Source organism: Pseudoalteromonas sp. S3178, assembly GCF_005886985.1.
GTDB classification, from domain to species: Bacteria; Pseudomonadota; Gammaproteobacteria; order Enterobacterales; family Alteromonadaceae; genus Pseudoalteromonas; species Pseudoalteromonas carrageenovora.
The window spans coordinates 1-323 of the sequence record NZ_PNCW01000296.1; the positions used below are offsets into that span (position 1 = coordinate 1).

Annotated in this window: 1 pseudogene; it reads right to left on the bottom strand. The window is 40.6% G+C overall.

The window, feature by feature from the left end:
• A pseudogene (locus CWC11_RS21035) lies at positions 1-322 on the bottom strand (nucleoside-binding protein); the annotation flags it as partial.
• Position 323 lies beyond the last annotated feature (1 nt).

Consider the following 323-nt stretch of genomic DNA (forward strand, 5'->3'; position numbering starts at 1 on the left):
CACCTGCAATAATGACCCCCATGACTAAGCCAACATCTTTAAGAAACCCTTTTTTAAAGGAGTAGTCACTTACTGCGCTTAAGCTAACAGTTGAGTACCACTCCAAATAAAAATCACGGTCTTGATAGTTATCTTCTATGTCGTCATCGATATAGTCAACAAAGAAAAAATTATCCCCGTAGTCATAGCCAGATGCATGTTGAAGCGAAAACACACTGGTTTTCGCTTCATCTAAAGTAAAGGGGTTGGTAAATTCTCCACGATTAACGTGAAGCTGGGTTGTACTCCAATTAGCAGCAAGCGACGACGAGGAGCAAGTAATT